This is a genomic window from Cereibacter changlensis JA139, assembly GCF_003034985.1.
Lineage (GTDB): Bacteria > Pseudomonadota > Alphaproteobacteria > Rhodobacterales > Rhodobacteraceae > Cereibacter > Cereibacter changlensis.
In genome coordinates this window covers 23,578-49,600 of sequence record NZ_PZKG01000023.1, presented here as the reverse complement: position 1 = coordinate 49,600, position 26,023 = coordinate 23,578, and the positions used below count along the sequence as shown (strand labels likewise).

The 26,023-nt window shown below is 69.0% G+C and carries 22 protein-coding genes, 1 tRNA gene and 1 pseudogene; 12 read left to right on the top strand and 12 right to left on the bottom strand.

Annotated elements, in window-relative coordinates:
* Positions 1–633, bottom strand: a pseudogene (locus C5F48_RS07510) (DsbA family oxidoreductase); the annotation flags it as partial.
* A gap of 327 nt (positions 634–960) precedes the next feature.
* Here C5F48_RS07510 and C5F48_RS07505 point away from each other — a divergent pair.
* From C5F48_RS07505 to C5F48_RS07495, 3 genes are read left to right on the top strand one after another with little or no spacing between them, the layout of a single operon-like run.
* On the top strand, positions 961–1,572 hold the full coding sequence (locus C5F48_RS07505) for a TetR/AcrR family transcriptional regulator (RefSeq protein WP_107663284.1): 612 nt from the start codon (positions 961–963) through the stop codon (positions 1,570–1,572).
* Between the two features lie 4 nt (positions 1,573–1,576).
* Complete coding sequence (locus tag C5F48_RS07500; RefSeq protein WP_107663283.1) at positions 1,577–2,743, top strand: efflux RND transporter periplasmic adaptor subunit; 1,167 nt, start codon at positions 1,577–1,579, stop codon at positions 2,741–2,743.
* A 10-nt stretch (positions 2,744–2,753) separates the two neighbouring features.
* Positions 2,754–6,026, top strand: a complete 3,273-nt coding sequence (locus C5F48_RS07495; RefSeq protein ID WP_107663282.1) for an efflux RND transporter permease subunit — start codon at positions 2,754–2,756, stop codon at positions 6,024–6,026.
* A 42-nt stretch (positions 6,027–6,068) separates the two neighbouring features.
* On the opposite strand, the gene C5F48_RS07490 is transcribed toward C5F48_RS07495, so the two are convergent.
* Together C5F48_RS07490 and C5F48_RS07485 are read right to left on the bottom strand one after the other, a co-directional pair.
* Positions 6,069–6,191: an entericidin gene (locus C5F48_RS07490; protein ID WP_107663281.1), complete on the bottom strand. Its 123-nt coding sequence runs from the start codon at positions 6,189–6,191 to the stop codon at positions 6,069–6,071.
* Between the two features lie 12 nt (positions 6,192–6,203).
* Positions 6,204–8,027 (bottom strand): extracellular solute-binding protein, encoded by a 1,824-nt coding sequence (locus C5F48_RS07485; RefSeq protein WP_107663280.1) that lies wholly within the window; start codon positions 8,025–8,027, stop codon positions 6,204–6,206.
* 289 nt (positions 8,028–8,316) lie between these two features.
* On the opposite strand from C5F48_RS07485, the gene C5F48_RS07480 reads away from it, so the two are divergent.
* Positions 8,317–9,090, top strand: a complete 774-nt coding sequence (locus tag C5F48_RS07480; protein WP_107663279.1) for a 3-hydroxybutyrate dehydrogenase — start codon at positions 8,317–8,319, stop codon at positions 9,088–9,090.
* Positions 9,091–9,288: 198 nt separating this feature from the next.
* On the opposite strand, the gene C5F48_RS07475 is transcribed toward C5F48_RS07480, so the two are convergent.
* Positions 9,289–10,200 (bottom strand): pseudouridine-5'-phosphate glycosidase, encoded by a 912-nt coding sequence (locus C5F48_RS07475; RefSeq protein ID WP_107663278.1) that lies wholly within the window; start codon positions 10,198–10,200, stop codon positions 9,289–9,291.
* Positions 10,197–11,090, bottom strand: a complete 894-nt coding sequence (locus tag C5F48_RS07470) for a PfkB family carbohydrate kinase (protein WP_107663277.1) — start codon at positions 11,088–11,090, stop codon at positions 10,197–10,199. Before C5F48_RS07470 ends, C5F48_RS07475 begins: the two co-directional genes overlap by 4 nt.
* A gap of 243 nt (positions 11,091–11,333) precedes the next feature.
* On the opposite strand from C5F48_RS07470, the gene rpsB reads away from it, so the two are divergent.
* Positions 11,334–12,095, top strand: coding sequence for a 30S ribosomal protein S2 (gene rpsB / locus C5F48_RS07465; RefSeq protein ID WP_107663276.1), 762 nt, complete (start codon positions 11,334–11,336; stop codon positions 12,093–12,095).
* 92 nt (positions 12,096–12,187) lie between these two features.
* On the top strand, positions 12,188–13,063 hold the full coding sequence (gene tsf, locus C5F48_RS07460) for a translation elongation factor Ts (RefSeq protein ID WP_107663275.1): 876 nt from the start codon (positions 12,188–12,190) through the stop codon (positions 13,061–13,063).
* A 233-nt stretch (positions 13,064–13,296) separates the two neighbouring features.
* Here the strand turns inward: tsf and C5F48_RS07455 are convergent, their stop codons facing one another.
* The gene (locus tag C5F48_RS07455; RefSeq protein ID WP_107663274.1) at positions 13,297–14,094 is read right to left on the bottom strand and encodes a helix-turn-helix transcriptional regulator; all 798 of its coding nucleotides are present in this window, start codon (positions 14,092–14,094) and stop codon (positions 13,297–13,299) included.
* A 123-nt stretch (positions 14,095–14,217) separates the two neighbouring features.
* Between C5F48_RS07455 and C5F48_RS07450 the strand changes: the two genes are divergently transcribed.
* Complete coding sequence (locus tag C5F48_RS07450) at positions 14,218–15,399, top strand: NAD(P)/FAD-dependent oxidoreductase (protein WP_107663273.1); 1,182 nt, start codon at positions 14,218–14,220, stop codon at positions 15,397–15,399.
* Between the two features lie 51 nt (positions 15,400–15,450).
* On the opposite strand, the gene rpe is transcribed toward C5F48_RS07450, so the two are convergent.
* Positions 15,451–16,149, bottom strand: a complete 699-nt coding sequence (rpe, locus tag C5F48_RS07445; protein ID WP_107663272.1) for a ribulose-phosphate 3-epimerase — start codon at positions 16,147–16,149, stop codon at positions 15,451–15,453.
* A 142-nt stretch (positions 16,150–16,291) separates the two neighbouring features.
* Entirely contained in the window at positions 16,292–17,470 is a 1,179-nt protein-coding gene (locus tag C5F48_RS07440; RefSeq protein ID WP_107663271.1) for a BaiN/RdsA family NAD(P)/FAD-dependent oxidoreductase, read from the bottom strand.
* 98 nt (positions 17,471–17,568) lie between these two features.
* On the opposite strand from C5F48_RS07440, the gene C5F48_RS07435 reads away from it, so the two are divergent.
* Positions 17,569–17,643: transfer RNA gene (locus tag C5F48_RS07435), tRNA-Gln, on the top strand.
* Positions 17,644–17,731: 88 nt separating this feature from the next.
* On the opposite strand, the gene C5F48_RS07430 is transcribed toward C5F48_RS07435, so the two are convergent.
* From C5F48_RS07430 to C5F48_RS07420, 3 genes are read right to left on the bottom strand one after another with little or no spacing between them, the layout of a single operon-like run.
* The gene (locus tag C5F48_RS07430) at positions 17,732–18,382 is read right to left on the bottom strand and encodes a DUF1345 domain-containing protein (RefSeq protein WP_107663270.1); all 651 of its coding nucleotides are present in this window, start codon (positions 18,380–18,382) and stop codon (positions 17,732–17,734) included.
* 12 nt (positions 18,383–18,394) lie between these two features.
* Positions 18,395–19,507 (bottom strand): 3-dehydroquinate synthase, encoded by a 1,113-nt coding sequence (aroB, locus tag C5F48_RS07425; protein ID WP_107663269.1) that lies wholly within the window; start codon positions 19,505–19,507, stop codon positions 18,395–18,397.
* A 1-nt stretch (position 19,508) separates the two neighbouring features.
* On the bottom strand, positions 19,509–20,087 hold the full coding sequence (locus C5F48_RS07420; RefSeq protein WP_258186487.1) for a shikimate kinase: 579 nt from the start codon (positions 20,085–20,087) through the stop codon (positions 19,509–19,511).
* Positions 20,088–20,255: 168 nt separating this feature from the next.
* On the opposite strand from C5F48_RS07420, the gene C5F48_RS26015 reads away from it, so the two are divergent.
* The 4 genes from C5F48_RS26015 to C5F48_RS07400 all read left to right on the top strand — a co-directional run bounded on the left by C5F48_RS26015 (position 20,256) and on the right by C5F48_RS07400 (position 24,244).
* Positions 20,256–20,390, top strand: coding sequence for a hypothetical protein (locus C5F48_RS26015; RefSeq protein ID WP_107663268.1), 135 nt, complete (start codon positions 20,256–20,258; stop codon positions 20,388–20,390).
* Positions 20,380–21,948 (top strand): hypothetical protein, encoded by a 1,569-nt coding sequence (locus tag C5F48_RS07410; protein ID WP_107663267.1) that lies wholly within the window; start codon positions 20,380–20,382, stop codon positions 21,946–21,948. The genes C5F48_RS26015 and C5F48_RS07410 overlap by 11 nt, the downstream gene beginning before the upstream one ends.
* A gap of 1 nt (position 21,949) precedes the next feature.
* The gene (locus C5F48_RS07405) at positions 21,950–22,876 is read left to right on the top strand and encodes a site-specific tyrosine recombinase XerD (protein ID WP_107663266.1); all 927 of its coding nucleotides are present in this window, start codon (positions 21,950–21,952) and stop codon (positions 22,874–22,876) included.
* A gap of 63 nt (positions 22,877–22,939) precedes the next feature.
* Positions 22,940–24,244, top strand: a complete 1,305-nt coding sequence (locus C5F48_RS07400; RefSeq protein WP_107663265.1) for an HlyC/CorC family transporter — start codon at positions 22,940–22,942, stop codon at positions 24,242–24,244.
* Positions 24,245–24,352: 108 nt separating this feature from the next.
* Here C5F48_RS07400 and C5F48_RS07395 read toward each other — a convergent pair whose 3' ends face one another.
* A complete protein-coding gene (locus tag C5F48_RS07395; RefSeq protein ID WP_107663264.1) occupies positions 24,353–25,861 on the bottom strand; it encodes a helicase HerA-like domain-containing protein in 1,509 nt (502 codons plus the stop codon).
* Positions 25,862–26,023 lie beyond the last annotated feature (162 nt).

Sequence of the window (26,023 nt, the reverse complement as noted above, 5' to 3'; positions counted from 1 at the left end):
CGGGGGGCGGCGGCGATCTCGTCGATCCACCTGCTGCCAGAGGGAAACGGATTGGGCGCCCGACAGCACATATTGCCGGTCGACGAGGAAGGTCGGCACCGCCGTCACCCCCTTGGACCGTGCATCGGCGTCGCGCGCCGCCAGATCGTCGCGGTCGTTGTCGGTGGCGAGCAGCCGCGCGGTCAGCGCCCGGTCCATCCCGGCCTGCGCCGCGATCTCGGTCAGCACCTGCGCGTCGCCGATGTCGAGCCCCTCGCGGAAATAGCCGCGGAACAGCGCCGCCACCACCGCGCCCTGCCGCCCCTCCAGCCCGGCCCAATGGATCAGCCGATGCGCGTCGAGCGTGTTCGGCACCCGCTCGATCCGGGCGAAATCCATCTCGACCCCGGCCTCGCCGGCCATCTTCGCCAGCTGGACATGCGCCTCGACCGCCTTGGTCTTGCTGCCGAAGATCCGCTCCAGATACTCCCGCCGGTCCATGCCCTCGCGCGGCATCTCGGGGTTCAGCTGGAAGGGATGCCATTCCACCGCGAAAGGATGGTCGGGCCGCGATTCCAGCGCGCGGTCGAGAAAGGCCTTGCCGATATAGCACCAGGGGCAGATCGGGTCGGAGAAGATGTCGAGACGGACCATGCAGGAGCTCCTTCGGCGCGGAGGGTGAAATGACGGGCCTCGAAACGGCAACACTCGGACGGGGCAGGCGCAGGGGCTGCCGACGCGGACGGAAAGGAGGCGTGATGTCTGCTACGCCTCCGCCCCCGGCGATGCAAGACGCAGGGGTATCTGTGCGCCTGTGCAGCCCTGCACGGGGGCAGGTAAAGTCTCTGCACCGACGCGCCTTGTCAGCATCAACATCCCTTGACCGCCCGCACCGCCCCTTGACCTTCGCCGGAAATGGCCACAGGATGAATGAACGTTCATTCCCAGCCCGCTCCGTGCTGATCCTGCCGAAAGCCCCGCATGCCCGATACGCTCACCGCCGCCCAGCCGCGCAGCGCCGAGATCCTCAATGCGGTGCGCAGCAGCTTCGCCGAGAAGGGCTTCGACGGCGCCTCGATGCAGGATCTCGCCAAGGCCGCGGGGATGAGCGTCGGCAATTTCTACCGCTACTTCCCGTCGAAGGCCGCGATCATCGAGGCCCTCATCGCCCGCGACCTCGAGGCCGTGGGCGAGGATTTCGCCCGCGTCATCACCTCGGCCGATCCGATGCAGATGCTGCGCGACGTGCTGCGTGAGCATGTCGAGGTGAAGCACTGCAACGAGGATTTCCCGCTCTGGGCCGAGATCACCGCCATCGCCCAGCGCCGCCCCGAGATCGGCGCCGCCTGCGGCCGGATGGAATCCGAGGTGCGGCGCTACCTTTTGACCATCTTCTCCCACGCCACCGGCCTGCCCTTGGCAGAGACCGAACGCCGCTTTGTCACCCATGCCGATTTCGTGGTGATGCTGGTCTCCGCCTCGGCGGTGCAGCCGCCGGACCGTCGCACCGGCGCGGATGAACTGACCGCGATGGTTCTGCGTACAATCAATGCGACCCTCGACGAGGTCGCCCGTTCCGATGTGAAAGGTTGAGCCCATGCGGGTAACGAGCGTTCTTCTTGCCCTGACCCTCGGCCTCTCCGGCGCGGGCGCAACCTTCGCCCAGACCCCTGAGGCCGCGCCGCAGACCCTGCCGGCGATCACCGTCTCCACCGTTGCGCCGCGCCTGATGCGCGACCGGGTGATCGCCTCCGGCCTCGTCGAGGCGGTGGAGATGGTCCAGGTCCAGCCGCTGATCGAAGGCCAGCCGATCGAGACGCTGGAGGCCGATGTCGGCGACATGGTGAGCCAGGGCCAGGTGCTCGCCCGGCTCTCGCTTTCCACGCTGGAGCTGCAGCGCAGCCAGTTCACCGCCTCGCTCGCCTCGGCCAGGGCCACCATCGCCCAGGCCGAGGCCCAGGTGCTGGAGGCCCGCTCCAGCGCCGACGAGGCCCAGCGCGTCACCCAGCGCACCTCGCAGCTGCGCGCGCAAGGCGCCGCCTCGCAGGCCGCCGCCGACACGGCGCAGGCCGCGGCGATCAGCGCCAACGCCCGGGTCATGGTGGCGGTGCAGACGCTGGAGGCCGCCCGCGCCCAGCTTTCGCTGGTCGAGGCGCAGCTGGAGAATGTCGAGCTGCAACTGGCCCGCACCAATGTCGTCGCCCCGGTGGCCGGCGAGATCGTGCAGCGCAACGCCCAGGTCGGGGCCATCGCCAGCGCCTCCGGCACGCCGATGTTCTCGCTGATGCGCGACGCGGCGCTGGAGCTGCGCGCCGACGTGGCCGAAGGCGACCTCCTGCGGCTGGAGGCCGGGCAGGGGGTGCGGATCACCACTGTCGGCGGTGCCGCACCCCTCACCGGCGCCGTCCGGCTGGTCGAGCCCGCCATCGACGCCGCCACCCGCCTTGGCCGCGCCCGGATCAGCATCGACGACCCCTCGGCAATCCGGCTCGGCATGTTCGCCGACGCCGAAATCCTGTTGGCCGAGCGCGAGGCGCTGGCCGTGCCGGTCACCGCCGTCGGCTCCGGCGCAGAGGGCGCCACGCTGATGAAGGTCACCGATGGCGAGGTGACCCGCGTCGCGGTGACCACCGGCATCCGCGATGCGGGCTTCATCGAGATCACCGCAGGCCTCGCCCAGGGCGATCTGGTGGTGACGAAATCCGCCGCTTTCGTGCGCGACGGCGACCGGGTGAACCCGGTCCCGGCCGAGCCGACCAACTGAGGGGCGCGCCATGAACTTCTCGGCCTGGTCGATCCGCAACCCCGTCGCGCCCCTCCTTGGCTTCCTCATGCTGATGGTGCTCGGCTGGCTTTCCTTCAACGCCCTGCCCATCACCCGCTTCCCCAACATCGACGTGCCGCTGGTCGCCGTGCGCGTGGCGCAATCCGGCGCCGCCCCGGCCGAGATGGAGACCCAGGTCACCAAGGAGATCGAGGATGCCGTCGCCGGCATCACCGGGGTCAAGAACATCATCTCCACCGTCACCGACGGCGTCTCCACCACCGCGGTCGAATTCCGCATGGAGGTGCCGACCGAGAAGGCGGTGCAGGATGTGAAGGACGCCATCGACCAGATCCGCGGCGACCTGCCCGGCGACATCGAGGCCCCGATCGTCACCCGCATCGACGTCGAGGGTCAGGCGATCATGACCTTCGCCGTCACCGCCCCCTCGATGACCATCGAGGAGCTGAGCTGGTATGTCGACGACACCATCACCCGCGCCCTGCAGGGCCGGCCCGGCATCGGCCGGGTCGACCGCTACGGCGGGGCCGAGCGCGAGATCCGCGTCAGCCTCGACCCGGTGAAGCTCGGCAGCTTCGGCATCACCGCGCCGCAGGTCAACGCCCAGCTGCGCGCCACCAACGCCAATCTCGGCGCCGGGCGGTCGGAACTGGGGGCGGGCGAGCAGGCGATCCGCATGCTGGGTGACGCCAGCACGGTGGAGCGGCTGGCCGCCACCACCATAGCACTGCCCTCGGGCCGCCACGTCCGGCTCTCTGACTTGGGCGAGATCTCCGACACCTACGAGGAACTCCGCTCCTTCTCGCGTTTCAACGGCGAGCCGGTGGTGACCTTCGCCGTCTTCCGCGCCAAGGGCGCCTCCGAGGTCTCGGTGGCCGAGGTGGTGAACGGCACGCTGGAGGAGCTGCGCGCCGCGAACCCCGAGGTGACGGTCGCGCTGGTCGATGACACGGTCTATTACACCTATGGCAATTACGAGGCGGCGCTGCACACGCTGATCGAGGGCTCGATCCTCGCGGTGCTGGTGGTCTTCCTGTTCCTGAAGAACTGGCGCGCCACGCTGATCGCCGCGGTGGCCCTGCCGCTCTCGGCGGTGCCGACCTTCTGGATCATGGACCTGCTCGGCTTCTCGCTTAACCTCGTCAGCTTCCTTGCGATCACGCTGGCCACCGGCATCCTTGTCGACGACGCCATCGTCGAGATCGAGAACATCGCCCGCCACATCCGCATGGGCAAGTCGCCCTATCGCGCCGCCATCGAAGCGGCGGACGAGATCGGCATGGCGGTCATCGCCACCTCGCTGACCATCGTCGCGGTCTTCGTGCCGGTCTCCTTCATGCCGGGCATTCCGGGGCAGTATTTCGAGCAGTTCGGCTTGACCGTCGCGATCTCTGTGCTGTTCTCGCTGCTGGTCGCCCGGCTGATCACGCCGATGATGGCCGCCTATCTCATGCGCACCAAGGACGCCGACGAGAAGGAGCATCGCGACGGCCCGATCATGCGCGGCTATCTCGCCGTGGTCCGCAGCACCATGCGCTTCCGCTACCTGACGCTGCTGGGGGCCATCGGCGTGCTGGCGGTGTCGATCTTCTTCATGCTGCGCGTGCCGGGCAGCTTCATCCCGCCCGAGGATGTCAGCCGCATCCCGCTCAGCGTCGAACTGGCCCCCGGCTCGACGCTGGAAGAGACCGACCGCAGCACCCAGGCGCTGGTGGCGGCGATCCGCGACGTGGACGGGGTGAAGGACATCTTCGTGCTGGGCGGCTCTTCCCCCACCGGCGATCTCGACGTGCGCCGCGCCAGCGTCACCATCCTGCTCGACAAGCTCGACCACCGGCTCATGTTCCGCCTGTCGGATCTGGCCAGCCGGCTGCCCGTGGTCGGGCCGCTCCTGCCGGCGCTGCCGCCCGAGGGCCGCACCAGACCGCAGAGCAGCATCGAGGCCGAGATCTTCGGCCGCATCGCAGGCATCCCCGATGTGCGCGCCTTCAAGCTGAACGACCGGGGCGAGCGTGACCTGTCCTTCTCGATCCTGTCCGACAACGAGGCCGACCTGAACCTCGCCGTCGCCCGGCTGGAGGCGGCGCTGCGCGGCGACCCCTTGCTGGCCGACGTGGCCTCCGAAGGCGCGCTGCCGCGGCCCGAGCTGCAGATCACCCCGCGCCCGACCGAGGCGGCGCGGCTCGGCGTCACCACCCGGCAGATCGCCGAGATCGTCCGCGTCGCCACCATCGGCGACATCGACGCCGGCCTCGCCAAGCTCTCGATCGACGACCGGCTGGTGCCGGTGCGGGTGCGGCTGAACGACGGGGCTCGCGCCGACCTCGGCCGCATCGCCGCGCTGCGCGTCACCACCGCCAGCGGCGCCACCGTGCCGCTGAGCACCGTGGCCGACATCGTCATCGCCGAGGGCCCCAGCATGGTCGACCGGCTGAACCGCGAGCGCCGCGCCACCATCGGCGCCAACCTGCCGGTCGGCGTCGCCCTAGGCACCGCCTCGGCCCGCTTCAAGGAGATCACCGAAAGCGTCGACCTGCCAGCCTCGGTCCGGGTCTCCGAATCCGGCGACGCCGAGATCCAGAACGAACTCACCGCCAGCTTCGGCAAGGCCATGGTGCTGGGCCTGATGCTGGTGCTGACCGTGCTGATCCTCTTGTTCCGCTCGGTGATCCAGCCCTTCACCATCCTTCTGTCCTTGCCGCTCGCCATCGGCGGCGTGGCGGCGGCGCTGATCCTCACCGATTCCGCGCTCTCCATGCCGGTGCTGATCGGCATCCTGATGCTGATGGGCATCGTCACGAAGAACGCCATCCTCCTCGTCGATTTCGCGGTCGAGATGCGCGCCCGCGGCATGGCGCGGTTCGAGGCGGTGATGGAGGCCGGGCACAAGCGCGCCCGTCCCATCGTCATGACCTCCATCGCCATGTCGGCGGGCATGCTGCCCTCGGCGCTCGGCGTGGGCGAGGGCGGGTCGTTCCGCGCGCCGATGGCGACGGCGGTGATCGGCGGCATCATCGTCTCCACCGTGCTCAGCCTGGTGATCGTGCCGTCCTTCTTCCTGATCATGGACGACCTGTCGAAGGGCCTGTCCCGACTGCTCGGCGGCCTCGTCGGCAAGAAGGAAGCCGAGCCGGATATCCCGGCGCCGGAAGTGCTGGCCGAACGCCTCGCCGAACGCGAGGCGGAGCTCGCGGCGCTGGCGCGGCGGGTGGCGGATCTGGAATCCAAGACCCCGCCGAGCCGGATCCTCGTCGCAGAATGACCGCGCCGCGGCCCGCAACAGGCCGCGGCGCTCAGCCCGCGATCAGTAGCCCGGGCCCATCCAGCCGCCGACGCGGTTCGCGCCGCCGCTGATGTCCTGGCCGACACCGGCCACCGTGTTGCAGCCGGCCAGCGCCAGCATCGCGATCATCATCACTGTCTTCATCACGTCTCGCTCTCAGTCCTCGAACCACCAGACATCCGGCTGGAATCCCGGCCAGTCGCCATAGACCGGCAGTTTCGCGGGATACTTCAGCTCCTTGCGATGCGCCAGACGGGAAACCTTTGAATACCACATCGGGATCACGTAGCGCCCCGTGGTCAGCACCCGGTCCAGCGCCTGCGTCGCCGCGACGAAATCCGCCTGCTGGGTGGAGGACAGGATCCGCGCGATCATCGCCTCCGCCGCCGGGCTCTCCATCCCCATCAGGTTGCGCGAGCCCGGCTGGTCCTTGCCCGCCGCCGCCCAGTACAGCGTCTGCTCCGCCCCCGGGCTCAGGCTCATCGCGCGGATGAAAGGCATCATGTCGAAATCCTGCGCATCGGTCCGCTGCTTCAGCTGCGCCGCATCCACCGCGGTGATCCGCGCCTCGATCCCCAGCCGCTTCAGCGCCTCGACATAGATGCTCGCGACCGAGATCATCTCGCCCGCGCCCTGCGCCAGCAGGATCTCGAAGCGGAAGGGCTGGCCGTCCTTGCGCAGCACGCCGTTCTCCACCGCCCATCCGGCATCCCCGAGCAGCTTCATCGCCGCCCGCATGTTCCTGCGGTTCGCCTCCGACCCGTCCGACACTGGCAGGGCATAGCCCTCCAGCGCCCCCGGCAGCAGCTCCCCGGCATAGGGCTCCAGCAGCGCCTTCACCGCGCCCTCCGCCGGCTCGCCGGGCGCAAACCCCAAGGCCGAGTTCGAGAAATACGAGCTGATCCGCAGCTGCGCCCCGCCGGTCAGCGTCCGGTTGATCAGCTCGAAATTGAACGCCTGGATCAGCGCCTCGCGCACCCGCCAGTCCTGAAACATCGGACGGCGGGCGTTGAACACCAGCCCCTCCATCCCCGAGGGCCTTCCATGCGGGATTTCGGCCAGCACCACGTCGCCGGACTGCACCGCCGGGAAGCCGTAGTTCACCGCCCATTTCGCCGCATTGGTCTCGCGGTAGCTGCTCAGCGCGCCCGACTTGAACGCCTCGAACACCACCCCGGAATCTCCGAAGTAGTCGTAGCGCACCTCGTCGAAATTGTGCAGCCCGCGGTTGATCGGCAGGTCCTTGCCCCACCAGTCCGGATTGCGCCGATAGCTGATGAAACGCCCCGGCTCGAATGTGTCGACCACATAGGGCCCCGACCCGATCGGCGGCTCCAGCGTCGAGGCGGTGAAGTCCTTTCCTTCCCACTGCGCCTTCTTCAGGATCGGCCGCAGCCCCAAGACCAGCGGCAGCTCGCGGTCCTCCTGGTTGAAGGTGAAGCGCACCGAGCGCGGGCCGGTGATCTTGGACTTGGCGATCTTGGTCCAGGCCACGCGGTAGCGCGGCATGCCCTCGGTACCGAGCTTCTCGAAGGACCAGATCACATCCTCCACCGTCACCGGGCTGCCGTCCGAGAATCGGGCGCCCTCGCGCAGGGTGAATTCGACGAAGCTGCGCGCGGCGTCGGTCTCCACCGACTCGGCCAAGAGCCCGTAGAGCGTGAAGGGCTCGTCCAGCGACCGCGCCATCAGCGTCTCGACCGTCAGCGGGGTGGAGCCGAGGCCCAGACCCACCGGCGCGCGGCCCATGACGATATAGGGGTTGAGCGAATCGAATCCGCCGGTTTCGCCCAGAACGATGCGTCCGCCCTTCGGCGCATCGGGATTCGCGTAGGGCAGCGCCACAAAATCGGGTGGAAGCGCCGGCTCGCCATACATAGCTATGCCATGCGCCGATTCTGCTCCTGCGGGCGCCGCCGTCGCGGCCAGCAGGATCAGGGTTGCCGCATGCCTCAGACGGGCCAAGATATTCTGTTTCATTCCGGCAACATTCCCCCGGCGCAGCGGTTTCTGAGGGCCGAACCTAAGGTGGCTTGCCAGCCATTTCAAACTTTTAACTTGGCCCCCGGTTGAGATCGGCGTATAACAGACCCACTGCTCGATAGGTTTCTTGCCTGTATGAAACCTGCCTCAATAACTTAACGCCGGCTTCGTGCCGGCGTTTTTTTTGGGCCTGAGCCTGCCTTCCCACCTCTGCCGCAGCGAACTCCGATCTCGCCTTGCGTCCGTCGCTCGGCTAAGTCTGGCCGGGGAACAGCGGAGGAACAGCATGTCTCTGAAGGGCAGAACGGCAATCGTCACCGGGTCGAACTCCGGCATCGGACTGGGCGCCGCCGAGGAGCTGGCGCGGGCTGGCGCCGATGTGGTCATCAACTCCATCACCGACCGGCCCGAGGATCACGCGCTGGCCGAAAAGCTGGCCGCCGCGCATGGCGTCAGCGTCCGCTACCTGCAGGCCGACATGTCGAAGCCCGACGAGTGCCGCGCGCTGATCGAGCGGGCAGGGGGCTGCGACATCCTCGTGAACAACGCCGGCATCCAGCATGTCGCCGCCATCGAGGCCTTCCCGACCGAGAAATGGGATGCGATCCTCGCCATCAACCTCTCTTCGGCCTTCCACACCACCGCCGCCGCCCTGCCGGGGATGCGGGAGAAGGGCTGGGGCCGGATCGTCAACATCGCCTCGGCGCATGGCCTGACCGCCAGCCCCTACAAATCGGCCTATGTCGCGGCCAAGCACGGGCTCGTCGGCTTCACCAAGGTCACCGCGCTGGAAACCGCGGGGCAGGGCGTCACCTGCAACGCCATCTGCCCGGGCTATGTGCTGACGCCGCTGGTCGAGGCGCAGATCCCCGACCAGATGAAGGCGCATGGCATGGACCGCGAGACGGTGATCCGCGAGGTCATGCTGGACCGCCAGCCCTCGAAGCAATTCGCCACCACCTCGCAGATGGGCGGCACCGTCGTCTTCCTCTGCTCGGCCCATGCCGACCAGATCACCGGCACCACCATCTCGGTCGATGGCGGCTGGACGGCACTGTGAAACGGTAGCGTTTGACGGGGAGAGCGTCGACACGCGCCGGGTGACCGGAGATGGGGATGTCGTTCCGCATCGACGACCGGCGAGCAAGGTAGGCGTAGGGTGGGGTTTCACCCCACCATGCGAATCCTACTTTTCAATTAACACGCAACAGATAACCGTTGAATATCAACCGGTTATCTGCATTTTCACACGTGAAAATCAGCCTCTGGCGATCTCGATCGCCACGGCCGCGCCCAGCCGGGCATTGTTCAGCACCAGCTCGACGTTGGAGGCCAGCGACCGCCCCGCCGTGATCTCGAACATCCGGTCCAGCAGGAAGGGCGTCACCGCCTTGCCCGCGATCCCCTGATCCGCCGCCTCGGCCAGCGCCTGCTCGATCACCGGGCTGATCTCGGCGAAGGCGATCTCATGCTCCACGGGGATCGGGTTCGCCACCAGCTGCCCGCCCGGCAGCCCCAGCCGCCCCCGCATCAGATGCGCCGCCGCGATCTCGCCCGCGCTGTCCATCCGGAGCGGCGCCGGCAGCCCCGACCCGCGCGACCAGAAGGCCGGAAATTCGTCCTGCCCGAAGGCGATGACCGGCACGCCGTAGGTTTCCAGAACCTCCAGCGTCTTCGGCAGGTCGAGGATCGCCTTCGCCCCCGCCGCGATCACCGTGACCGGGGTCTGCGCCAGCTCGCGCAGGTCCGCCGAGATGTCGAAGCTCAGCTCCGCCCCCCGATGCACCCCCCCGATCCCGCCGGTGGCGAAGACCGAGATCCCGGCGAGCCGCGCCGCGATCATCGTGGCGGCGACCGTCGTCGCCCCCGTCCGTCCCTGCGCGAGGCAGGCGGCCATGTCGGCGCGCGACAGCTTGGCCACGTCCTTGGCCTGACCCAGCTGATCGAGCTCGTCCCCGGTCAGCCCGACATGGATCCGCCCGCCCATCACCGCGATGGTGGCAGGCACCGCCCCCGCCGCGCGGATCTCGGCCTCGACGGCGCGGGCGGTCTCCACGTTCTGTGGGAAGGGCATGCCGTGGGTGATGATGGTCGATTCCAGCGCCACCACGGCGCGGCCCCCGGCCAGCGCGTCGGCAACCTCGGGAAGCAGGGTGAGCGGGGCTTTCATGATCCGATTTCTCCTGAGATATAGTCGGCGGCGGCGCGCAGGGCGGCCGTCAGCGCCGCCTCGCGCGGATCGCCGCGCCGTTCGGCCACGATATGCGCGGCCATGAAAGTGTCGCCCGCCCCGGTCACCCGGGTCACGAGCACGGCAGGCGGCGTCCCGGTCAGCACGCCGAGCCCCCGCCGCCCGTCGGCACAGGCCCGGCCCCCGTCGGTCACCAGAACCCGCTCGGCGCCGCGCTCGAGCAGGGCGAGGGCGGCGGCCTCGGCCCCCTCGAACCGCGCCCTGCACAGGATGCCCGCCTCCTCGAGATTGAGATAGAGCGTGGCGCGCGGATGCGACAGCAGCGGGCTCAGCCGTTCGGCCTTGCCGGGGCTGGCGGGGGCGATGCGCAGGTCGGCGGCGGCGAAAAGGGGTGAGCTGGCGATATCGGCCAGCAGCGCCTCGGTCAGGTTGCCGTCGAGCGCGATCAGCCCGGCATAGGGCGCGGCCTCCGACCCCAGCCGCCCGTCGGCCAGGGGCCGCAGGATCTTGTCGCCCGCCGCCTCGAGCGAATGGGCGTCGGCGATGGCGGCGATCAGCCCGTTGGCACCCTCGACCGCCATGTAGCGGTCGGTCGGCAGATCCTCGGAGCGGTAGAGCTGCGCGGTGTCGAGCCCCATCCGCGCGCAGGCCGCCACCAGCTCGTCCCCCTCGGGATCGCGCCCGATGGCCGAGAGCAGCGCCGGCGTGAGCCCGAAGCGGCGCAGGGTCATGGCGATGTTCATCGCCACACCCCCCGGCAGCCGGGTGATGCGACCGGGCACGTCCGACCCGACCCGCATCGCGGTGGGCGAACGACCGATGATGTCCCAGAGGACGGAGCCGATACAGAGGATGTCTGGCGCTTGCATGGCCGTTCTGATGCCGGGCGCGCCGCGCCGGTGCAAGCGCAGATTTCGCGCCCGGGCGTGCTCCGCCCGGTCTTCCGCAGGCGACTGCGGGAGAAGGCCCTTGCAAGGGGCTGCGGCGGCTTGTATAGGCGCGGCACTTCACAGGTGGGGCTTGGGCTTTTCGGGGGAGACATCCCCGAGGGTCCGCCGGTTGGAACGCGAGTTCTGAGATGGCCCTGCCGAGGCGCAAACCGGAAAAGGATAATGGACATGGCGCTCCCCGAGTTTTCCATGCGTCAGCTGCTTGAAGCTGGCGTTCACTACGGCCACCAGACCGCACGCTGGAACCCGAAGATGGGTGAATTCATCTACGGCGACCGCAACGGCATCCACATTCTCGACCTGACGCAGACCGTCCCGATGCTGGACGCGGCGCTGAAAGTCGTGCGTGACACCGTCGCCAAGGGCGGCCGCGTGCTGTTCGTCGGCACCAAGCGTCAGGCGCAGAAGCCGATCGCCGAAGCTGCCGAGAAATGCGCGCAGCACTACATGAACCATCGCTGGCTGGGCGGCACGCTCACCAACTGGAAGACGGTCTCGCAGTCGATCCAGCGCCTGAAGCAGCTCGACGAGCTGATGGCGAACGGCGCCGAGGGCCTGACCAAGAAAGAGCGGCTGAACATGGAGCGCGAGCAGTCCAAGCTGCAGGCGTCGCTCGGCGGCATCCGCGACATGGGCGGCGTTCCGGACCTGCTGTTCATCATCGACGTGGGCAAGGAAGATCTGGCGATCCTCGAAGCGCAGAAGCTGGGCATCCCGGTGGTCGGCGTCGTCGACACCAACTGCTCGCCCAAGGGCGTGGACTACGTGATCCCGGGCAACGATGACGCGGCTCGCGCGATCGCCCTGTATTGCGACCTGGTCTCGCGCGCTGCGCTCGACGGCATGACCGCCCAGATGGGCGCTGCCGGCATCGACCTTGGCGCGCTGGACGCTGCCCCCGAGGAAGAAGCGCTGGAGGCCTGAGGCCCCGCAGCTTCCGGCTTGTTACAGCCTTGTTACCGGGTGGGGCCATGGTCCCGCCCGGCATTCACGGGATATCATTGAGGAGAGCCGCTATGGCAATCACCGCTCAGATGGTGAAGGAACTGCGCGAATCGACTGGCGCAGGGATGATGGACGCGAAACGCGCCCTGATCGAGACCGAAGGCGACATGGAAGCCGCCGTCGACTGGCTGCGCACCAAGGGCCTGGCGAAGGCCGCCAAGAAGGCTGGCCGCACCGCGGCCGAGGGTCTGGTCGGCGTGGCCGTCGAAGGTGGCAAGGGCGTCGCCGTCGAGGTGAACTCGGAAACCGACTTCGTGGCGAAGAACGCCGATTTCCAGGCGCTGGTGGGGAATTTCACCAAGGCCGCGCTGACCGTCTCCGACGTCGAGGCGCTGAAATCGGCCGACCTGGGCGGCAAGACCGTCGAGACCACGCTGAACGAGGCCATCGCCGTGATCGGCGAGAACATGACCCTGCGCCGCATGGCCGTGCTGGAAGGCGACTCGGTCGCTGCCTATGTGCACAACGCCGCGGCTGACGGCATGGGCAAGATCGGCGTTCTGGTGGCCGTGAAGGGCACCGACAACGGGATCGCCAAGCAGATCGCCATGCACGTCGCCGCCACCAACCCGGCGTCGCTGGGCGAGGCCGATCTGGACCCGGCGCTGATCGAGCGCGAGAAGAATGTGCTGACCGAACAGGCGCGCGAATCCGGCAAGCCGGACGCGGTGATCGAGAAGATGATCGTCGGCCGGATGGCCAAGTTCTTCGAGGAAGTCACGCTGCTGGGCCAGAAGTTCGTGCTGAACCCCGACATCACCGTGGCGCAGGCCGCCAAGGATGCGGGCGTCGAGGTCGTGGGCTTCGTGCGCATGGCTGTCGGCGAGGGCATCGAGAAGGAGAAGGAAGATTTCGCCGCCGAGGTCGCCAAGACCCTGGCCGGCTGAAGTCTGGCCCGGGGCGACCCGGGCGCTTCACCTCTGAAAACAGAAACGGTGCGGTCCTGGGGAAGGACCGCACCGTTTCACTTTGCGCCGCCCCACGGGGATGAGGCGGGCGCAGAGGTCTTTGGGGCGAGCAGGTACAGTCTTCTCGCAACGACAGCTGCCCGGGGCTGGCAGCTTTCGGTCTTTCTGGTCGGGACAGCAAATTTCTGACAGGTCGCCGCCGGTTGCGGAAGTCAGGGATTCCCTACCTCCTGCGGGTCGGGCTCGGCGCCGGGGCAGGGGCGGGCGAAGATCAGGTTCAGCATGGTCGATTTCGCCACCGCCTGCGCCGTGGTCTCGACATCCAAGGCCTCCCGCGCCAGCCGCAGGTGCTTTTCCACCGTCTGCACCGACAGCCCGATGATCGTGGCGATGTCCTGCGAGGTCTTGCCCTCGGCCACCCATTCCAGCGCCGCGCGCTGCCGCTGGGTCAGGGCGCGGCGCTGGCAGGGCGCCGGCAGCTGCGCCACCTTGAGATGCAGCATATGCGCCACGGCCGAGATCTCGGGCCCGCGCGCCGCCCAGATCCGGTCCACATCGTCATGGCCGAGACCGGGATCCGCGATCAGCCCCATGCCGCCCTTGCAGCGCGGCGAGGGCTCGGGAAAGCTGATGGTGATCCCGGCGCGCACGTCCATCAGGATGTTCATCCGCACCGCGTCGGCCTCCTCCGGCGACAGCGCGCCGGCGCGGAACGCCTCCTCGACCCAGCGCCAGGTGCAGGCACCGACATTCTGCATCGTCCAGCGGTAGAGCGCGGTGCGGGCGAAGAAGCCGTCGCGGAAATAGAGCGTGGCATAGGCCGGGTCGGTGGTGGTGAGGAACACCGCGTCATCCGGGCTGCCGATGGAAGCGCCGCTGCGGAACCGGGTGAAGCCGTAGTTGACCCGGGAGAAGCCGCAGTCGCGGAACAGGCGCGCGGCCTCGGCCCAGGCGGTCTGGAGGCTCGGCGCCTCGGCTATGCCGTTCAGCAACTGCAGCACATCGGTCATACACATACTCCCGCCCGCGCATTCGCCCGCGCCGGGCTGGCCCCATCCCTCCGGCTGTAATATCGGTGTCGGCGCAGCTCTGTCGAGGGTGTCGGCAGGGCCTGGCGTGGATCGGAGCGGGCGATGGCGGACAGGGCGGATGTTGTGGTGATCGGTGGGGCGGTCATGGGGGCCTCGGCGGCCTATTGGCTGACCCGGATGCAGCCCGGCCTGCGGGTGGTGGTGGTCGAGCGCGACACGAGCTTTGCCCGCGCCTCGACCGCGCTGTCGGTGGCCTCGATCCGCAGCCAGTTCAGCACCGCGGTGAACGTGGCGATCTCGCGCTTCGGCGTGGGCTTCATCCGCGACTTCCGCGAGAGCCTCGGGGTGGAGACCGGAATCGGTTCGCTGGGGTTGAAGGAGAACGGCTACCTGTTCCTGACCGGGACGCAATCCGGGGCAGGGGTGCTGGCCGAGGTCGCCGAGATGCAGCGCGGGCTGGGGGCGGCGACGGAGATCCTGAGCCCCGAGGCGCTGAAGGCGCGCTTTCCCTGGCTGGAGGTCGGCGATCTGGTTGCGGGCTCCTTCGGGCCGCGCGACGAGGGCTGGTTCGACAACATGGGGCTGCTCGCCGGTTTCCGCGAGGCGGCCAAGCTGCAGGGCGCGGTCTTCCTGCGCGACTGCGTCACCGGGCTGGAGACGGCGGCGGGACGGGTCACCGGCGTCACCCTGGCCTCGGGCGGTCGGATCGGCTGCGGCGCGGCGATCAACGCGGCGGGCACAAGGGCGGCCGAGGTCATGGCGATGGCCGGGCTGACGCTGCCGGTGGAACCGAGGAAGCGCACGGTCTTCGTGATCGACGCGCCGAACGCCCGCCATCCCGACGCGCCGCTGCTGGTCGACCAGGGCTTCTATCTGAGGCCGGAATCCGGCGGCCGCTGGATCACCGCGACGGTGCCCGCCGAGGACGGGCCCTGCGACGCCGAGGATTTCGAGCCCGACCTGAACCTCTTCGAGGACGTGATCTGGGAGCAGCTCTATGCCCGCGCGCCGGGTTTCGACGCGGTGAAGGTGGTGCGGCACTGGGTCGGGCATTACGCCTACAACACGCTGGACCAGAACGCGATCCTCGGGCCGCATCCGGCGGTGCCGAACCTCTATCTGATGAACGGGTTCTCCGGCCACGGGTTGCAGCAATCTCCAGCCGTGGGGCGCGGGATCGCCGAACATGTGCTGACCGGCGGCTGGCGGAGCCTCGACCTGTCGGATCTGGGGGTGGATCGGGTGCTGGAAGGCCGGCCGTTCCGCGAGCGCGCCATCGTCTGAGACTTCAGGCCGGTTGCGAGGATATCCCTGCAACCGGCTGATAAATAAGGGTCAAGCGGCTTTCACCGCCGCTTCCGCCGCAGCGCGGATCGCGCGGATGTTCTCGCCATAGGGGCCCGGATTGGTCACCGAGCCACCCTTGAACACCGCCGAGCCCGCCACCAGCACATCGGCGCCGGCCGCGGCCACCAGGGGCGCGGTGATCGGCGTCACGCCGCCGTCGATCTCGATATGCACCGGCCGGTCGCCGATCATGGCGCGCAGCCGGCGCACCTTGTCGATCTGGCTTTCGATGAACTTCTGGCCGCCGAAGCCCGGGTTCACCGTCATCACGCAGACGAGGTCGACCATGTCGAGCAGATACTCCACCGTGTCGAGCCCGGTGCCGGGGTTCAGCGCCAGCCCGGCCTTTTTTCCCGCGCCGCGGATGGCCTGCAGGGTGCGGTGCACATGCGGGCCGGCCTCGACATGGGCGGTGATGACATCCGCGCCGGCAGCGGCGAAGGCGTCGATATAGGCGTCCACCGGCGAGATCATCAGATGCACGTCCATGACGCCCTTGATGTGCGGACGGATCGCCGCACAGGTCGCCGGGCCGAAGGTGAGGTTAGGCACAAAATGGCCGTCCATCACGTCGACATGCACCCAGTCGCAGCCCTGAGCCTCGATCGCCTGGCACTCGGCGCCGAAATTGGCGAAATCGGCGGAGAGGATCGACGGGGCGATCTTGATGCGGCGGTCGAAGGACATGGGATGCTCCTGCATGGGGTGCGGGCTGTGTAGCTTATCCGGGGCAATGCGGTAAAGGCGGTCAAAAGTCTCAGGCTGGCAAGGTTTGCGGAGCGGCTATAATTACATAATATGGGTTATCGGTATCGGATATACCCTGTCCTCACACCACCTGTCCCGCCGCCCAGCCCGAGGACCAGGCCCATTGGAAGTTGTAGCCGCCGAGCCAGCCGGTCACGTCGACCACCTCTCCGACGAAATGGAGCCCCGGCACGTTGCGCGCCTGCATCGTCCGGGCATCGAGCGCGTCGGTGTCGACGCCGCCCAGCGTCACCTCGGCGGTGCGGTAGCCTTCGGAGCCGACCGGCCGCAGCTCCCAGCCATGCACCAGCGCGGCCACCCGGTCGAGCGTGGCGTTGGCCTGGTCGGCCAGCGTGCCGTTGAGCCCCGCTAGCGCCTCGACATGGCGCGCGAGCTTCTCCGGCAGGATCTGCGCCAGCGCCGTGCGCGGCGCCACGCGACCGGCCTCGCTGCGCGCCTTGCGCAGATGCGCGGCGGCATCCATGCCCCGCGCCAGATCAAGCGTGATCGGCTGGCCCTCGCGCCAATAGGAGCTCGCCTGCAGCACCGCAGGCCCCGAGAGCCCGCGATGGGTGAAGAGCAGCGCCTCGTCAAACCGCGTGCGGCCTGCGGTGACGCTGCCCTGCACGGCGACGCCCGCCAAGGGCTTCAGCGCCTCCAGCTCCTGCGCCGCGAGCGTCAGCGGCACGAGGCCGGGCCGAGTTTCGACCAGCGGCAGGCCGAAACTCTCGGCCAGACGGTAGCCATAGGAGGTCGCACCCATCTTGGGGATCGACTTGCCGCCGGTGGCCACCACCACCGAGGCCGCCTGAACCGGGCCGCGCGAGGTCTCGACGACGAATCCGCCCGGCGTGGTGCGCACTTCGCCCGGCGCCGTCTCGAGCCAGAGCGTCACCCCGGCGCGGCGCATGTCGTCCAGCAGCATCGCGACGATCTGCGTCGCCGGCCCGTCGCAGAACAGCTGGCCCAGCGTCTTCTCGTGCCAGGCGATGCCCGCCGCGTCGAGCCGGGCGATGAAATCCCACTGGGTGTAGCGTTTCAGAGCCGAGAGCGCAAAGCGCTGATTCTGCGACAGGAAGCGGTCAGCCGCGATTCCGAGGTTGGTGAAGTTGCAGCGGCCGCCGCCGGAGATTCGGATCTTCTCGCCGGCGGCCCTGGCATGGTCGATCACCAGCACGCGGCGGCCCCTGCGGCCCGCCTCGATGGCGCAGAACATGCCGGCAGCCCCTGCCCCAAGGATGACGACATCATGTTTTTCCATGCAATTGTCCTATCCTGCAGGCCTCTGACCGACAACGCGAGATTTCCGCGAAAAGAGGCTTGCAGCCCCCGAAAGGCTTCGCTAAATACCGCCGCAGTTGGGGCGTCGCCAAGCGGTAAGGCATCGGTTTTTGGTACCGACATACGGAGGTTCGATCCCTCCCGCCCCAGCCAACTACTGAAAACGGGCAGCCTGCGGGCTGCCTTTTTCGTTTCGGGCCTTGGGCTTGGCGGAGGATGTTCAAGCAGCGTCCCGGCAGGCTCAGCCGCCCGGCGTCAGCGCGGCGTTCACCACCAGCGCGATCAGCACGGTGTTGTAGAAGAAGGACGCGATGGAATGCGCCAGCACCGCCCGACGCAGCCGGCCGTCGGTCAGCGCGACATCGGCGGTCTGCGCCGTCATCCCCAGCACGAAGGCGAAGTAGACGAAATCCCAGGCGCCGGGTTCGCTCGTTCCGGGAAAGTCGAGCCCGCCCGAGTCGCGTTGTGCCGCGCCGGGAAGCGAGTCGGCCCGGGCGTAGAACAGCGAGGCGTAGTGGAAGGCCGAGAGCATGTGCAGCATGGCCCAGCCCAGCGGCACCGAGGCCAGCGCCAGAGCGACCTCCAAGGGCGGTGCGGCGGCGGCGTTCAGGATGGCGAAGATCGACACCAGGCTCAGCGTCACCGTGCCGAGCGCCAGCGCCAGGATCAGCGGCAGGCCCTCGGCGCTCAGCTCGGCATGGGCGCGCAGGTCGTCTGGCTCGGTACGGCGGGTGAAGCGCAGCATGAGCCAGAGATAGACGACGAAGAAACCGTCCGCCGCGACCAGCACCCTGTCGAGCCGCGCCAGCGGCAGCGGCAGCGAGGCCGCGCCCAGCAGGAGGCCGATGCCGAAGGCGATGAGGAAGCGCCGGTGCCGGGTGAAGGCGGGCACCGGCGCTTTCCCTCAGCGGCCCTGCAGCGCGTCGCGCAGCAGGCCCAGCACCGCCTCGCCCGGTACGTTGCTGGCGACGAAGGCCTCGCCGATGCCGCGGGCGAGGATGAAGCGCAGCTGGCCGTCCACCACCTTCTTGTCCTGGCCCATCAGCGCCAGCAGCGCCTCCGGCCCCGGCAGCTCGCCCGGGATGTCGGCGATGTCGACCTTCATGCCGAGGCCGCGCAGATGCTGGCGCAGCCGGCTCGGGGCCTCCTGCGCGCAGAGGCCGAGGCGCTGCGACAGCTCGAAGGCCAGCGCGCAGCCGATCGCCACGCCCTCGCCATGCAGCAGCCGGTCGGAATAGCCGGTGGCCTTCTCCAGCGCGTGGCAGAAGGTGTGGCCGAGGTTCAGCAGGGCGCGGTCGCCCTCCTCCGTCTCGTCGCGCACCACGATCTCGGCCTTCATCTCGACCGAGCGGCGCACCGCGTATTGCCGCAACGCGGCGTCGGTGGCGAGATGCGGGGCGTTGAGCTCCAGCCAGTCGAAGAAGGCAGCGTCGCCCAGAAGCCCGTATTTCACGACTTCGCCATAGCCAGCGAGGAAGTCGCGCTGCGGCAGCGTCGCCAGCACGTCGATATCGGCCAGCACCAGCGAGGGCTGGTGGAAGGCGCCGACCAGGTTCTTGCCCTGGGGGGTGTTGATCCCGGTCTTGCCGCCGACCGAGCTGTCGACCTGCGCCAGAAGCGAGGTCGGGATCTGCACGAAGCGTACGCCCCGGCGCAGCACCGCCGCGGCGAAGCCGACGAGGTCGCCGACCACACCGCCACCCAAGGCCACCACCACGTCGCGGCGCTCGACCTTCTGCTCCAAGAGCCACTCGACGCAGCGGGCGAATTGCGGCCAGCCCTTGGTGGCCTCGCCCGGCGGCAGGTGCAGCGCGGTCATGGCGATGCCTTGCGCCTTGAGCGAGGCTTCCAGCGTCGCCAGATGCAGGGTGCCCACGGTCTCGTCGGTGACCACGGCCACCTTCGGGCGGCGCAGCAGCGGCGCGATCTCGGCCCCGGCGCGGGCGATCAGCCCCTGCCCGATCCGCACCTCATAGGCGCGGTCTCCCAGCGCCACCGGCACCACATCGACTGTCATCTCAGATCCTTTCCAGCACATCGGGCCGCGTCAGCAGCGCCTCGCGCACCCGCTGCGCCATGGCGTCGATCGAAAACTCGGGCGCGCTGTCGACGGTGAGGTCGGCCTCGGCATAGATCGGGGTGCGCGCCTCGTGCAGCACGCGCAGCGTCTCGCGCGGGTTGGCGGTGCGCAAGAGCGGCCGCGTCTGCTTGTGCCGCACGCGCTGCCACAAGAGGTCCAGATCGGCGCGCAGCCAGACCGAGACGCCCTGCCCCGCGATCATCGCCCGGTTCGCCTCGGCCAGGAAGGCGCCGCCGCCGGTCGACAGCACGCAGGGCGTGCCGCGCAGCAGCCGGCCCAGCACCTGGCTCTCCTTGTCTCGGAAGAAGGCCTCGCCATCGCGCTCGAAGATCTCGGGGATCGAGCGGTTGGCCGCCTTCACGATCTCGTCATCCGAATCGAGAAAGGGAACGCCCAGCAGCTTGGCCAGCTGCGTGCCGACGGCGGTCTTGCCCGCCCCCATCATTCCCACCAGCACTACGGTTTTCTTCAGCCGTGTCATGAAAATCGGCCATTTCTCCTGCCTGCGGGCCAGCATTATGCCGCTCAGCCCGATCTTTCCCGCTTGAATGGCGTGAAGTCGAAGCGAATGCCATATATATTCGACAGCAACATCCTCCGGCACTGGCCTCTGTAATTGGCGCGTCGCCTGTGGCAGGTACGGGGGCAACAAGAATTCGGGCAGGCACGAGGGGGTCGGACAGGCATGTGGCGCATCATCAAGGCTTTGCTGGTATTGGCGGTTCTGGCTTTCGTCGGGCTCGCGGGCTACGCCTATCTGGCGGATCTGACGCCCCCGCAGGCCGAAGTGACGAAACCGGTGATGTTGAATGCCGAGTGACAGGCCCCGCGCCGGAGGCCGGGCCAGTTCCGGCCCGCGACACGGTGTCGCCGCGCTCTGCGGGCTGATCCTCGCCGGACCTGTCTTCGCGCAGGAGCCGCTCTCCGCCATCGACTGGCTGTCGAAATCCGTGACCACGCCGCTCGCCGTGCTGCCGCCGGAGGAGCCGGCGGTCAGCAAGGGCGCGAAGCCCGAGGATGTGGCGGTCAGCACGCTCGATGGCCCATCGCCCGATGCCGCGGGGCTGCTGCCGGGCTCGGTGACCGGCCTGCCGCGCGACCTCTGGGGCATGGGCCGCACCGACGAGATCGTCGGTCGCATCGCCGCCGCCCCGACCACGACGCTGCCGGCGCTGCAGTCGCTGCTCCTGACCCTGCTGCTGGCCGAGGCCGAGGCCCCGGTCGACGCCGAGGGCAAGGGCAAGCTGCTGCTGGCGCGGATCGACAAGCTCTTGGCAATGGGCGCGCTCGATCAGGCGGAAAGCCTGATGCGCGCCGGCGGCCAGAGCGGGCCGCAGTATTTCCGCCGCAGCTTCGACGTGGCGCTGCTGACCGGCGAGGAGGACGCCGCCTGTCAGGAGATGCAGAAATCTCCCGATCTCGCCCCGACCTTCCCGGCGCGGATCTTCTGCCTCGCCCGCTCCGGCGATTGGAACGCGGCGGCGTTGACGCTGCGCACCGCCCAGGCGCTGGGGTTTGTCGGCGACTATGACGATGCGCTGCTGTCGCGCTTCCTCGACCCCGACCTCTACGAGGGCGAGGAGCCGCTGGAGGCCCCGCAGCATCCGACGCCGCTGGTCTGGCGGATGATGGAGGCGATCGGCGAGCCGCTGCCGACCCAGTCGCTGCCGCTGGCCTTCTCCCATGCCGAGCTGCGCGACGCGGCCGGCTGGAAGGCCCAGGTCGAGGCCGCCGAGCGGCTGACCCGCGCCAGCGTGCTGGAGCCGAACCGGCTGCTCGGGCTCTACACCGAGCGGCGGCCCGCCGCCTCGGGCGGGGTCTGGGACCGGATCGAGGCGTTCCAGAGCTTCGACGAGGCGCTGACCGCCAGCGACGCCGCTCTGGTGGCCGAGACGCTGGCCCCGGCCTGGGCGCGGATGACCGAGGCCGAGCTGGAAGTGGCCTTCGCCGAGCTCTACTCCCAGCCGCTGCGCAAGATCGCCCTGACCGGCGAGCCGGCGGCGCTGGCCTTCCGCATCGGCCTGCTGTCCGACCGCTACGAAAGCGTGGCGCAGGCCCGGGTTCCCGCCTCGGGCGCCGAGAGTTTCCTGATCGCCCTGGCGAAGGGCAATGTTGCCGGCGTCCTGCCGACCGACAGCATGGGCCGCGCCATCTCCCCGGCCTTCCTCGACGCCGAACCTTCGGAAGAGGCGGTGACGCTGCTCGACTCCGGCCGGATCGGCGAGGCGGTTCTGCTGGCGCTGGAGCAGATCAGCCGCGGCGTGCATGGCGACCTCGGCGGGGTGACCGAGGGGCTGGCGCTGTTGCGCCGGCTCGGGATGGAGGAGACGGCGCGGCGCACCGCGCTGGAGCTCCTGCTGCTGGAGCGTCGGGGCTGAGGTGGACCGCTGGATCTCCACCTTCCTCGAGGCGCAGGCCGCCGAGCTCGACGCCGCCCGCAACACCCGGCTGGCCTATGGCCGCGACCTGAAGGATTTCGCCGCCTGGCTGGAACGGCGCGGCGGCGATTTCGCCGGCGCCGACCGGGCGACGGTGGAGGCCTACCTGATCTTCTGCGAGGCGCAGGGCCTGTCCAAGGCCACCCGCGCCCGCCGGCTCTCGGCCATCCGCCAGCTCTACCGCTTCGCCCATGAGGAGGGCTGGCGCGCCGACAATCCGGCGCTCCGGATCAAGGGCCCCGGCAAGGCGCAGCACCTGCCGCAGACCCTCGACATCGCCGAGGTCGACCGGCTGCTGGAGGCGGCGCGCGACAAGGGCCGCTCGGCCAGCGACCAGATCCGCAACCGCTGCCTGATGGAGCTGCTCTACGCCACCGGCATGCGGGTCTCGGAGATGGTCGAGATGCCGGCGGCGGCGGCGCGCGGCGACCCGCAGATGATCCTGGTGCGCGGCAAGGGCGGCAAGGAGCGGATGGTGCCGCTCTCGCCCCCGGCGCGCGAGGCGCTGGCCGGCTGGCTGGCGGCGCGCGACGCGGCCGAGGCTCTGGCGGTGAAGGCGGGCAAGCCCGCCTCGCGCTTCCTCTTTCCCGGCAGCGGCGCCGGCGGCCACCTGACCCGCGAATATTTCTACGTGCTGATCAAGGAGATCGCCGTGCTGGCCGGGGTCGATCCGGCCAAGGTCACGCCGCACACCCTGCGCCACGCCTTCGCCACGCATCTCTTGGCCGGCGGCGCCGATCTGCGGGTGATCCAGACCCTGCTCGGCCATGCCGACCTCTCCAGCACCGAGATCTACACCCATGTGCTCGACGAGCACCTGAAGGCGCTGGTCCTGCAGCGCCACCCGCTCGCCCGCGACGAGGGATGACCCCCCGCCTCCCGCCCCACCCGATGTCCGACCCGTGCCCGACCCCGTAAAGGAGTTCCCCCGATGGAAGAAACCACTGCTCTCGCCCTGGCCGACTGGCTGACCATTGCCGCCATTGCCGGATTGCTGGTGCTGTCCGGCTTCTTCTCCGGGTCCGAAACCGCGCTGACCGCCGCCTCGCGCGGCAAGCTGCGGGCGCAGGCCGACAAGGGCTCGGCCAGCGCCCGGCTGGCCCTGAAGGTGACCGAGGACAGCGAGCGGATGATCGGCGCGCTGCTTCTGGGTAACAACGTGGTGAACATCCTCGCCGCCTCGCTGGCCACCGCGCTGCTCACCCGGCTGTTCGGCGATTCCGGCGTGGCGGTGGCGACGCTGGCGATGACCACCATGGTGCTGATCTTCGGCGAGGTGCTGCCCAAGACCTATGCCATCACCAATTCCGAATCCGTAGCCTCCCGCGTCGCCCCGGTGATCCGGGTGATGATCGTGGTGTTCTCGCCGATCATCACCCTTGTGCGGTCGCTGGTGCGCGGCATCCTCTGGACCGTCGGCGTGCGCACCGATCCGAACAGCCATGTGCTCGCCCTGCGCGAGGAGATCGCCGGCGCCATCGCGCTGGGCCACTCCGAGGGCGCGGTGGAGAAGGAGGACCGCGACCGGCTTCTGGGCGCGCTCGACCTTTCCGACCGCACGGTGGAGGAGATCATGCGCCACCGCAGCCAGATCGAGATGATCGACGCCGACCGCCCGCCGGAGGAGATCATCGCCCAGGCGCTCGCCTCGCCGCACACCCGGATCCCGCTCTACCGCGACGAGCACGAGAACATCGTCGGGGTGATCCATGCCAAGGACCTCTTGCGCGAGGTCAGCCGGCTGGTGCGGGCGGCGGACGGGGCGCAAGGGTCGGTGAAGGATCTCGACATCCTGAAGGTGGCGATGAAGCCCTATTTCGTGCCGGAGACCACGCCGCTCGACGAGCAGATGCGGCAGTTCCTGAAGCGGCGCACCCATTTCGCCCTGGTGGTCGACGAATATGGCGCGCTGCGCGGGCTGATCACCCTCGAAGACATCATCGAGGAGATCGTCGGCGAGATCACCGACGAGTTCGACCTGGCCCAGGCGGCGACGCTGAAGCGGACCGAGGCCGGGGATTACCTGGTGGAGGGCAGCATGACGATCCGCGACCTGAACCGGATGATGGACTGGAGCCTGCCCGATGACGAGGCCAATACCGTGGCGGGGCTGGTGATCCACGAGGCGCAGATGATCCCGGTCGAGGGCCAGACCTTCAGCTTCCACGGCTTCCGCTTCGAGGTGGTGGCGCGGCGCGAGAACCGGATCATGAAGCTGAAGATGCGCCTGCTGTAGGCCGGGCTTTCTGCGAAAGCCCGGCAGGACGATCTTTCTGGCGAAAGATTGGGTCGGCGTTTTCGCAGAAAACGCGGAAGAACGGATTTTCGCAGAAAATCCGCGTCCTCAGCGCCGCTTGAACAGCGAGCCGAGCACGCCGCGCACCAACGCCTGGCCGGTGCGGCTGCCGAGCTGGCGGGCGAAGGATTTGGCGAAGGCCTCGCCGACGCTGTCGCTGCGGCTGGGGCGCGGCCGCTCCGCCCGCGCTTCCTCACCGCCGAACCGCCGTCCCGTCTTGAACTCCCGCTCCTCAACCGCCTCGGGCCGGGCCTCGGCCGCCCTGGCCTGCAGCCGCTCGAAGGCCGAGTCCCGCTCCAGACGGGTCTCGTATTTCCCGGCCAGCGGCGAGGCGGCCACCAGGGCGGCGCGCTCCGCCACGGCGATCGGGCCGAGATGCGAGCTCGGCGGCCGGATCAGCGTGCGCTCCACCATGCCGGGGATGCCGTTCGCCTCGAGAAAGGAGGTCACCGCCTCGCCGATGCCGAGCGCGCGGATGGTCTCCTCGGTCGGAAAGCGCGGGTTGTCGCGATAGGTCTGCGCCGCCAGCCGCAACTCCTTCTGGTCCCTTGCGGTGAAGGCGCGCAGCGCGTGCTGCACCCGGTTGCCGAGCTGGGCCAGGATGTCATCGGGCACGTCGCCGGGCTGCTGGGTGATGAAGTAGATCCCCACCCCCTTGGAGCGGATCAGCCGCGCCACCTGCTCCACCTTGTCCAGCAAGGCCTTCGGCGCGTCGTCGAACAGCAGATGCGCCTCGTTGAAGAAGAACACCAGCTTCGGCCGGTCCGGGTCGCCGACCTCGGGCAGCGTCTCGAACAGCTCCGACAAGAGCCAGAGCAGGAAGGTGGCGTAGAGCCGCGGCGCGGCCATCAACCGGTCGGCGGCGAGGATGTTGATCCGGCCGCGCCCCTCGGCGTCGGTCCGCATCAGGTCGGCCAGATCCAGCGCCGGCTCGCCGAAGAGCTCGGCCCCGCCCTGGGTCTCCAGCACCAGCAGGCGACGCTGGATCGCGCCGATCGAGGCGGCGGCGACGAGGCCGTAGCGGGCCGAGACCGCGGCGGCATTCTCGGCGACGAAGACCAGCATCGCCTGCAGGTCCTTCAGGTCAAGGAGCGGCAGCCCCTCCTCTTCGGCCAGCCGGAAGGCGACGGCCAGCGCGCCCTCCTGCGGCTCGGTGAGTTCCAGCAGCCGGGCGAACAGCAGCGGCCCCATCTCGGCCAGGGTGGTGCGAATCGGATGGCCCTGCGCGCCGAAGAGATCCCAGAAGGTGACCGGAAAGGCGGCGTAATCGAGCGTCATGCCGATGGTCGCCGCCCGCGCGGCGAAGGCGGCGTGCAGCTTGCCAGCCGGATCGCCGGCCCGCGCCAGCCCCGCGAGGTCGCCCTTCACATCCGACAGGAACACCGGCACGCCGGCGGCCGAAAAGCCCTCGGCCAGGATCTGCAAGGTCACCGTCTTGCCGGTGCCGGTGGCCCCGGCGATCAGCCCATGCCGGTTGCCGTAGCGCAGCAGCAGGCGCTGCGCCTCCGATTGCCCCTCGCCGCCGCCGCCCACGAACAGGCTGTCTTCCGCGTTCATCCGTCGCCTCCCAGATCTGCTCAAGGGTTCAAAGTACTCTTTTAACCTCTTGCTGCCAGTCTTGACCCCGCGGCGGCCGGCGTTTTGCCGATCTCCGCGTCCCTTCCTCATCCCAACTGGCCGCGCCCTTGAAAGGGCGCGGTTTTTGTCTTTTTGGGCAGG

Excerpts from the sequence above, each read along its gene's own strand:
- C5F48_RS07505 (WP_107663284.1), top strand. The coding sequence starts at position 961 with ATGCCCGATACGCTCACCGCCGCCCAGCCGCGCAGCGCCGAGATCCTC.
- C5F48_RS07500 (WP_107663283.1), top strand. The coding sequence starts at position 1,577 with ATGCGGGTAACGAGCGTTCTTCTTGCCCTGACCCTCGGCCTCTCCGGC.
- C5F48_RS07495 (WP_107663282.1), top strand. The coding sequence starts at position 2,754 with ATGAACTTCTCGGCCTGGTCGATCCGCAACCCCGTCGCGCCCCTCCTT.
- C5F48_RS07490 (WP_107663281.1), bottom strand. The coding sequence starts at position 6,191 with ATGAAGACAGTGATGATGATCGCGATGCTGGCGCTGGCCGGCTGCAAC.
- C5F48_RS07485 (WP_107663280.1), bottom strand. The coding sequence starts at position 8,027 with ATGAAACAGAATATCTTGGCCCGTCTGAGGCATGCGGCAACCCTGATC.
- C5F48_RS07480 (WP_107663279.1), top strand. The coding sequence starts at position 8,317 with ATGTCTCTGAAGGGCAGAACGGCAATCGTCACCGGGTCGAACTCCGGC.
- C5F48_RS07475 (WP_107663278.1), bottom strand. The coding sequence starts at position 10,200 with ATGAAAGCCCCGCTCACCCTGCTTCCCGAGGTTGCCGACGCGCTGGCC.
- C5F48_RS07470 (WP_107663277.1), bottom strand. The coding sequence starts at position 11,090 with ATGCAAGCGCCAGACATCCTCTGTATCGGCTCCGTCCTCTGGGACATC.
- rpsB (WP_107663276.1), top strand. The coding sequence starts at position 11,334 with ATGGACATGGCGCTCCCCGAGTTTTCCATGCGTCAGCTGCTTGAAGCT.
- tsf (WP_107663275.1), top strand. The coding sequence starts at position 12,188 with ATGGCAATCACCGCTCAGATGGTGAAGGAACTGCGCGAATCGACTGGC.
- C5F48_RS07455 (WP_107663274.1), bottom strand. The coding sequence starts at position 14,094 with ATGACCGATGTGCTGCAGTTGCTGAACGGCATAGCCGAGGCGCCGAGC.
- C5F48_RS07450 (WP_107663273.1), top strand. The coding sequence starts at position 14,218 with ATGGCGGACAGGGCGGATGTTGTGGTGATCGGTGGGGCGGTCATGGGG.
- rpe (WP_107663272.1), bottom strand. The coding sequence starts at position 16,149 with ATGTCCTTCGACCGCCGCATCAAGATCGCCCCGTCGATCCTCTCCGCC.
- C5F48_RS07440 (WP_107663271.1), bottom strand. The coding sequence starts at position 17,470 with ATGGAAAAACATGATGTCGTCATCCTTGGGGCAGGGGCTGCCGGCATG.
- aroB (WP_107663269.1), bottom strand. The coding sequence starts at position 19,507 with ATGACAGTCGATGTGGTGCCGGTGGCGCTGGGAGACCGCGCCTATGAG.
- C5F48_RS07420 (WP_258186487.1), bottom strand. The coding sequence starts at position 20,087 with ATGCTGGCCCGCAGGCAGGAGAAATGGCCGATTTTCATGACACGGCTG.
- C5F48_RS26015 (WP_107663268.1), top strand. The coding sequence starts at position 20,256 with ATGTGGCGCATCATCAAGGCTTTGCTGGTATTGGCGGTTCTGGCTTTC.
- C5F48_RS07410 (WP_107663267.1), top strand. The coding sequence starts at position 20,380 with ATGCCGAGTGACAGGCCCCGCGCCGGAGGCCGGGCCAGTTCCGGCCCG.
- C5F48_RS07400 (WP_107663265.1), top strand. The coding sequence starts at position 22,940 with ATGGAAGAAACCACTGCTCTCGCCCTGGCCGACTGGCTGACCATTGCC.
- C5F48_RS07395 (WP_107663264.1), bottom strand. The coding sequence starts at position 25,861 with ATGAACGCGGAAGACAGCCTGTTCGTGGGCGGCGGCGGCGAGGGGCAA.